Here is a 7,886-nt window from a genome sequence, read left to right as displayed (position 1 = left end):
GATAGCTGATAGCTGATAGCTGATAGCTGATAGCTGATAGCTGATAGCTGATAGCTGATAGCTGATAGCTGATAGCTAAAACACGTCTTAAACTCTGGAGTAACTATGTCTAATTGGATTGATGCGACAGTAAAGTCAGTCAAATGGTGGAATGAATCGTTATTTAGCATAACCGTTCACGCCGATGTAGAGCCGTTTAAAGCAGGGCAATTTACAAAGCTCTCTATTATGGACGGTGATAAACGTATCGCTCGCGCCTACTCTTATGTTAATGCACCACAAAGTCCTGATTTAGAGTTTTACCTCATCAATGTGGTTGATGGTTTACTATCTTCTCATTTAGCCACACTCAAACCAGGTGACACCGTATTAATAGAGCGCCGAGCAACTGGCTTTTTTACTCTAGATGAAGTGCCTGCGAGTGAGCAATTGTGGATGCTTAGTACAGGCACAGCTATTGGGCCATTTTTATCAATGTTACAGCAGAGCGAAGTATGGCAAAAATACAAACACATAAATTTAGTGCATGGTGTACGGCAAAATAGCGATTTAAGCTATCAGGAGCTTATTAACAAACTAATAAAATCACATCCTAGTCAACTCAACTATATTCCGGTTGTTAGCCGTGAGGTGCCTTTACAAGGCTTAGCAGGCAGAATTACCACTGTGATTGAAAATAATGCTTTATATGAGCACGTGGGGTTATGGGCTACACCAAATAATGCCCAATTTATGCTGTGTGGTAATCCGCAAATGGTTAAAGACACCACAGAGTTATTATTGGCTCAAAATTATAAGCGTAATCGTCGAAAAGAGCCGGGACATATCACGGTTGAGCAGTATTGGTAGCTAGCTATAACGTTATAATAACTATCTCAGAGGCCTAAAATTTGCTATGTTGCGCTTTAATTGTATTTAGTCTTCGTACTTAGGAAATCCATGAAATCTTTATTTATTATTTGTGCCTGTTTATTGGCCGCTTTCACGTTAAATAGTCATGCTATAGAGCAATCAACACCGCTGGACGAGACTAAACAAACACAGCAAAAAAATGCAGCGCAACAACAAGACGCGCTTGATACATTAAGCCAAGAGGCTAATACACCAAAAAAGCCGGTTGTTGATAAAGTAAAAGCAGATGACTCTCAAGTACTTGGCAGCGAATCTACAAAGCCCGTTCAGCAGCCTAATAGTAAAGCGGATAAAGCCCAGGCTGTTGCGCAAGCTGAGCAAGCAGTCACACAAGCAAAAGAAGCACTCACAGCAAAGCAACAAGCCAAAGCAAAACAGTCGCGTGAGTCACTTGCTGTTGTTGAGCAATTAGTAAATGCTTACAACGCGCGTAACATTGAAGAATTTATTCGCATGTATGATGAAGATGTTGAGTTTTATATTTTCCCGAATGAGCTATTATTTAAAGGTAAAGAAAAACTAATAGCGCGTTATGGCATTATGTTTAAAAAACTTAAGTGTCTGCACTCATCACCAATCAAGCGTATTGTGCATGGTGATATTGTAATAGACCATGAACTGTCAGAAACCTGTTCAACGGATGCGAACGTTATAGATAAACGTTCAGAGCTTATATCAAGTTATCAGATCAAAGATGGTAAAGTGGTTAGGGTTTTATTTTTTAGGTAATTATTAATTATGCAGCTAAGTGACGAGAAAAAAATTCGTGTAATGTATCGAGTAGAGCCAGGTTGTTTAGGCCCTGATGGCGTAGACCACATTGAAGACTTTTGTCGCTTTGCGAACAAGCACATTAAATCGCCTTATTATGCGCAGTTATTATTTTTACCTCGATACGACAAGCAAAAAGATGAGCGCCAATACAGCGTTAAAAACCGCAATTTATCTCAGGTGCAGGCTAAAGCGTACTTAAATCATTTTGAAATTGACATAGAAGACTTTGAAGAGCAGCTAGACGAGCTGCTCTCTAAATCAATAGACTTATACTTCAAACGCTAGGGTCAGCAGACCCTAAGCTTCGTTTGAAACAATAGCATTAAAGCTATCGTTATCATGTAGGCTGGCAAAAGCACTTTCGTGAAGTAGCTCGTTTCGTAAGTTAGGCGAGTATTCAAGAGACATTTTTATATCAGCTAGGGCATCTGCATGTTCATGTGTTAAAGCATACGCACAGGCTCTTTGCCAATAGGCGTAACCGTAATCGCTGTCTATATCAATGGCTTGATTGCAAAGCTCAATGGCTTGCTCAGTTTCATTTAGCTCTAATAATGCATCCGCTTTGTAGGCAATTGCTTCTACATCTTCTGGTTTACGTTTTAAAATCTCATCGAATATTTCAATTTTATTGGCAATATCACTTTCTAGGTTGGCTCGCATCCATAACGAATGAACTTCGTTGGTGATCGATATACGTTCTTGGTTACTGAGTATTTCTTCAGAACGTACACGCAGTTTTTCTTCTAAAATTTTCAAGCGGTCTTCGTACTCGTCAGTAATAACACTAACTCGAGTATTTACTATATCTTCCACTTTATTTTTTACATCACGTAGTGAATTCCAGCCCACCAATACTAAAATAGAAGCGGTTGCAGTAATAATAAAAAATACATTATTAATGGTATCTGTGGTGTAGGTAAGAGCCCGATCGGCGGTGTCTAACTGTGCATGCGTAACTTGTTTGGTCACGTCTTCACGCAGTTTTTGTTGATCTTGGCGAACCGACTTTAATTCGTCGAGAATATAACGCTCAAGTAATGGCTTATACATTGGCTCTTTTAGCTGCGCTAATTCACGTTGCTGTTGCTCATCCAAGGTCGCGGTGTTTTTATCAGCAGCTTGCACTGCAGATGAAGCACCTATAAAAACAATAAATAGTAAAAAATAAAAACGCATTGATATGCCTAGTTAAAAAATTAATTAATCGCTTTGTTAACTCTAACATGCGCACATCATTGGTACTAGGGTGAGTATAGGGAAGAGCTGGCATTAACTTGGGTGGCAGTAATTATAGGCAAAAAAAACCAGCCCAAGGTGGGCTGGAAAAAACTACATCAACATCTCAGGGAACAATAGGAGATAAGGCCTAGTGTATATGTGCCTACCTGAATTTTTACTTAACTAAATTCAAATAGTTAAAAATAGGGAAGAAATAAAGGTGCATAAATAGTTTATACACCTTTTATAACTATAATTTCATGGCGAAGGGGGGTATTCCACTGTGCACTTAAGATAACCTAAGTCACTTTCAAACCCTTCAGCATACATTACGTGGCTATTTTTAATAACGATCATCTATTTTATAAAAAGTTTTAATATTAAGCACACAACTGGCAGCACCATCATATTTATAAATGATTGTAATCGTTTTAAAGCATCGTCTTGCGCTAGCGTATCAAAGCCGCTACACGTATATTGAATAAGCAGAGACCGTACACGTCATTAATATAATGGCAAAAAAATAACAGCGCTCCCAATTGGTGAATGCCAAAAGCAGTAAGCATGGGCGTTTTTATTTATATTTAAAAAGGAGCTCAATATGGATAATCATAAAGCGGGTAAATGCCCAGTTATGCATGGCAGTAATACCACAACTGAAAACACCAATACAGATTGGTGGCCAAATTCACTGAATTTAGACATCCTTCATCAGCACGATAGTAAAACTACCCCCTACGATAGCGACTTTAATTACGCCGACGCTTTTAATTCACTCGACTTAGAGGCACTTAAAACCGACCTAAAAAATTTAATGACTCAAAGCCAACCGTGGTGGCCAGCCGATTGGGGGCACTATGGTGGTCTGATGATCCGTATGGCGTGGCATGCTGCGGGCTCGTATCGTTTAGCGGATGGCCGAGGCGGTGGCGGTACGGGTAATCAACGTTTTGCTCCACTTAACTCATGGCCCGATAATGCCAACCTCGACAAAGCTCGCCGTTTGCTGTGGCCAATTAAAAAGAAATACGGCAATAAGCTTTCATGGGCTGATCTGATGATTTTAGCCGGTAATATGGCGTATGAATCAATGGGACTTAAAACCTTTGGCTTTGCTGGCGGCCGTGAAGATATTTGGCATCCAGAAAAAGACGTTTACTGGGGTGCAGAAAAAGAATGGCTGGCCCCAAGTGATGAGCGTTATACCCAGGTTGATAAACCCGATACCATGGAAAACCCATTAGCAGCAGTACAAATGGGCTTAATTTATGTAAACCCAGAAGGGGTTAATGGCAAGCCCGATCCACTTAAAACCGCAGATCAAGTCCGCGAAACCTTTGCCCGCATGGCCATGAACGACGAAGAAACCGCAGCACTCACTGTTGGTGGTCACACTGTTGGTAAAACTCACGGTAATGGTAAAGAAGAAAACTTAGGCCCAGAGCCAGAAGCTGCCGACGTACACGAGCAAGGCCTTGGTTGGAATAACCATAAAACCCGTGGCATTGGCCGCGATACCATGACCTCAGGTATTGAGGGCGCATGGACAACTTACCCAACTAAATGGGATAACGGCTATTGTAAATTGTTGCTCAATTACGAATGGGAGCTAACAAAAAGCCCTGCCGGTGCTCATCAGTGGGAGCCGGTTAATATTAAAGAAGAAGATAAACCCGTTGATGTGGAAGACTCATCAATTCGTTTAAACCCAATAATGACCGATGCCGACATGGCAATGAAGCTCGATCCCGCATATCGTAAAATTATTGAGCGTTTTAATGACGATTTTGAGTACTTTACTGACGTATTTGCTCGCGCATGGTTTAAGTTAACCCACCGTGATTTAGGGCCAAAATCGCGCTATTTAGGTGCCGATGTACCAAGCGAAGATTTAATCTGGCAAGATCCAATTCCAACGGTTGATTACATCCTAAGCGACGCTGAAATAACCGACTTAAAAGCGAAGCTACTTAATTGTGGACTAAGTGAAACCGACTTAATTAATACCGCATGGGACAGCGCACGTACTTATAGAGGCTCCGATCACCGTGGTGGAGCTAATGGCGCCCGTATTCGCCTAGCTCCGCAAAATAACTGGCAAGGTAACGAACCTGCGCGTTTAGCCAAGGTACTTAGCGCACTTGAAACACTGCAAGCGAGCTTAACTAAGCCTGTTAGTATGGCTGATTTAATTGTACTTGGCGGCACCGCTGCAGTAGAGCAAGCCGCTAAAAAGGCCGGAGTTGATGTAACCGTACCATTTGCCCCAGGGCGTGGCGATGCAACTGATGATATGACCGACGCAGAGTCATTCGAGCCATTAGAGCCAATTCATGATGGCTTTAGAAACTGGTTGAAAAAAGACTACGCTGTATCCGCCGAGGAGCTATTACTGGAGCGCAGCCAATTAATGGGCTTAACCGGGCCAGAAATGAGCGTGTTACTAGCTGGTATGCGCGTACTGGGCACTAACTATGGCAATAGTGAGCATGGCGTATTTACCGACAACGTAGGCGTACTGAGTAACGACTTCTTTGTTAATTTAACCGACATGAACAACCGCTGGGAACCTGCAAGTAAAGGCGAGTACAACATAGTTGATCGCGCAAGCGGTAAAACCAAGTACACGGCTACGCGGGTTGATTTAGTGTTTGGTTCAAACTCAATCCTACGTGCATTAGCAGAGTTTTATGCTCAAGACGATAACAAAACCCGTTTTGTACACGACTTTATAAATGCATGGGTAAAAGTAATGAACGCCGATAGGTTTGATATTAAATAAACCTGAGTAGTATTTAAAAAGGAGCAGCAATGCTCCTTTTTTTATTATTTGAAAGTTACGAGCTGTGGGCAACGGGCAACGGGCTGCGAGGCGCGAGCTAGTGCTAAAATCTGAAACCTTTATCCTTTAACCTACTCTTTCAGCGCAGCGCCTCATAGCCCTCTTTGTGCATAATTCACTAAAAGCTATTTGAACACAGAGAAGCGAATGAGAGTAAATGAGAAGACAACGGGCTTCGAGCTGCGAGTCGCGGGTAAAATGCAGCGCCTCATAACCTTCAGTGGTGAATAAATCACTTAAAAGTTATTTGCACAAAGAGCAAAGAATGAGTGTAAATGAGCAAAAAACACAGCCTTTCTTTGCTTTTTCATAAATAAACTACCAAGCACAATTCTGCCGAACCCCGAACCCCGAACCCCGAACCCCGAACCCCGAACCCCGAACCCCGAACCCCGAACCCCGAACCCCGAACCCCGAAATACAGGCACAAAAAAACGGCGCTTAAACAAGCACCGCTTTTAAAATGGTTTAGGCTATTTCTTTAACCTAGCTCTTAAGCTACTTTATTTTCTTCGCAGCTTGCTAGGTATTCGTCAAACGTACCTTGGAAGTCAATCACTTGCTTGTCTTTAATATCAACAATACGCGTTGCTAGTGACGATACAAACTCACGGTCATGGCTTACAAAAATAAGCGTGCCTTTAAAGTCTTTTAGGGCATTGTTAAGCGCTTCAATGGCTTCCATATCCATGTGGTTTGTTGGTTCATCCATTATTAGTACGTTAACGTCTTGCATCATTAACTTACCGAATAACAAACGGTTTTTCTCACCACCTGAACAGTTACGCGCTTTTTTATTTGAATCGTCTGCGGTAAATAATAAACGCCCTAACATGCCACGAACCATTAAATCGTTGTGTTTAGCAGTGCGCCACTGCGACATCCAATCAAATAAAGTTAAGTCGTTATCAAAGTCTTTGCTGCTGTCTTGTGGGCAGTAACCAAAGGTCGCGTTTTCTGACCATTTAACTTCACCGTGTAAACTTTCAAGCTCGTTAACTAAACAACGTAAAAAGGTGGTTTTACCCACACCATTTTCGCCAATTACCGCAAGCTTTGCACCCGCTTCTAGCAATAAGTCGCCGCCGGTAAATAATGTTTCACCGTCAAATCCATGGCCAAGCTTGGTTAGCTCAAGCGCTTGGCGATACATTTTTTTGCCTTCGTCAAAGCTCAGTGACGGGCTCATACGGCTTGATGCTTTAACTTCATCAAGCTTAATTTTGTCCATTTTTTTAGCACGCGAGCTGGCTTGTTTTGCTTTAGAGGCATTAGCACCAAAACGGTTAACAAAGTCTTGTAGCTCGTCTATTTCAGCGCTTTTTTTCGCGTTTTCAGCTAATAACTGTTCGCGTTGCAAGCCTGAGGCTTCAAGGTACTTTTCGTAGTTACCTGGGTAAATGCGCAGCTCGCCGTAATCAATATCGGCCATGTGCGTACATACCGAGTTTAAAAAGTGACGGTCATGGGAAATAATAATCATGGTACATTTACGTTGGTTAAGCTCATTCGCAAGCCACGTAATAGTATGAATATCCAAGTTATTGGTTGGCTCATCAAGTAGCAAAATATCAGGATTAGCAAATAGCGCCTGTGCTAAAAGCACACGCAATTTCCAACCAGGGGCTACGTTTGCCATTAAACCATAATGAAATTCTTTATCGATACCCGCATCAAGTAGTATTTCTTCTGCGCGGCTTTCTGCGGTGTAACCGTCCATTTCAGCAAATACACTTTCAAGCTCGGCTACTTTCATGCCGTCTTCTTCGCTCATTTCAGGCAACGAATAAATACGGTCGCGCTCTTGTTTTACTTTCCAAAGCTCAACGTCGCCCATAATTACCGCGTCAACTACGCTGTATTGTTCAAACGCAAACTGATCTTGGCTTAGGTTACCTAATTTTAGCCCCGGCGTAATAGACACATTACCTGCACTAGGCGTAAGCGCACCGCTTAAAATTTTCATAAATGTCGACTTGCCGCAGCCGTTAGCGCCAATTAAACCGTAACGGTTACCGTTACCAAATTTAGCTGAAATGTTTTCAAACAACGGCTCTGCGCCAAACTGCATCGTAATATTTGCGGTGGAGATCAAAAAAAGTAATCCTAGAAAATTAATGGCAGGGTTAAGCTGCAG

Annotated in this window: 6 protein-coding genes; 4 read left to right on the top strand and 2 right to left on the bottom strand. The window is 42.0% G+C overall.

Annotated elements, in window-relative coordinates:
- Positions 1-105 precede the first annotated feature (105 nt).
- The 3 genes from MTF66_RS10380 (at position 106) to MTF66_RS10370 (ending at position 1,971) form a co-directional block, all read left to right on the top strand.
- Positions 106-849: a ferredoxin--NADP reductase gene (locus MTF66_RS10380; protein WP_054201474.1), complete on the top strand. Its 744-nt coding sequence runs from the start codon at positions 106-108 to the stop codon at positions 847-849.
- A gap of 90 nt (positions 850-939) precedes the next feature.
- Positions 940-1,641 (top strand): nuclear transport factor 2 family protein, encoded by a 702-nt coding sequence (locus MTF66_RS10375; RefSeq protein ID WP_054201473.1) that lies wholly within the window; start codon positions 940-942, stop codon positions 1,639-1,641.
- Positions 1,642-1,650: 9 nt separating this feature from the next.
- Positions 1,651-1,971: a hypothetical protein gene (locus MTF66_RS10370; protein ID WP_008112665.1), complete on the top strand. Its 321-nt coding sequence runs from the start codon at positions 1,651-1,653 to the stop codon at positions 1,969-1,971.
- Positions 1,972-1,983: 12 nt separating this feature from the next.
- Here MTF66_RS10370 and MTF66_RS10365 read toward each other — a convergent pair whose 3' ends face one another.
- On the bottom strand, positions 1,984-2,865 hold the full coding sequence (locus MTF66_RS10365; RefSeq protein ID WP_008112666.1) for a tetratricopeptide repeat protein: 882 nt from the start codon (positions 2,863-2,865) through the stop codon (positions 1,984-1,986).
- A 643-nt stretch (positions 2,866-3,508) separates the two neighbouring features.
- Between MTF66_RS10365 and katG the strand changes: the two genes are divergently transcribed.
- The gene (gene katG / locus MTF66_RS10360) at positions 3,509-5,689 is read left to right on the top strand and encodes a catalase/peroxidase HPI (RefSeq protein WP_248527176.1); all 2,181 of its coding nucleotides are present in this window, start codon (positions 3,509-3,511) and stop codon (positions 5,687-5,689) included.
- Between the two features lie 553 nt (positions 5,690-6,242).
- Here katG and MTF66_RS10355 read toward each other — a convergent pair.
- Positions 6,243-7,844, bottom strand: coding sequence for an ABC-F family ATPase (locus MTF66_RS10355; protein ID WP_010389550.1), 1,602 nt, complete (start codon positions 7,842-7,844; stop codon positions 6,243-6,245).
- Positions 7,845-7,886: the final 42 nt, after the last annotated feature.

The sequence above is a fragment of the Pseudoalteromonas sp. 2CM39R genome (assembly GCF_023161845.1).
Note: the sequence above shows the minus strand (reverse complement) of the source record. Positions and strands in the feature narration are given on the sequence as shown.

What these genes read in the sequence shown, in the direction of transcription:
- MTF66_RS10375 (WP_054201473.1), top strand. Translation starts at nt 940, where the DNA reads ATGAAATCTTTATTTATTATTTGTGCCTGTTTATTGGCCGCTTTCACG.
- katG (WP_248527176.1), top strand. Translation starts at nt 3,509, where the DNA reads ATGGATAATCATAAAGCGGGTAAATGCCCAGTTATGCATGGCAGTAAT.
- MTF66_RS10365 (WP_008112666.1), bottom strand. Translation starts at nt 2,865, where the DNA reads ATGCGTTTTTATTTTTTACTATTTATTGTTTTTATAGGTGCTTCATCT.
- MTF66_RS10380 (WP_054201474.1), top strand. Translation starts at nt 106, where the DNA reads ATGTCTAATTGGATTGATGCGACAGTAAAGTCAGTCAAATGGTGGAAT.
- MTF66_RS10370 (WP_008112665.1), top strand. Translation starts at nt 1,651, where the DNA reads ATGCAGCTAAGTGACGAGAAAAAAATTCGTGTAATGTATCGAGTAGAG.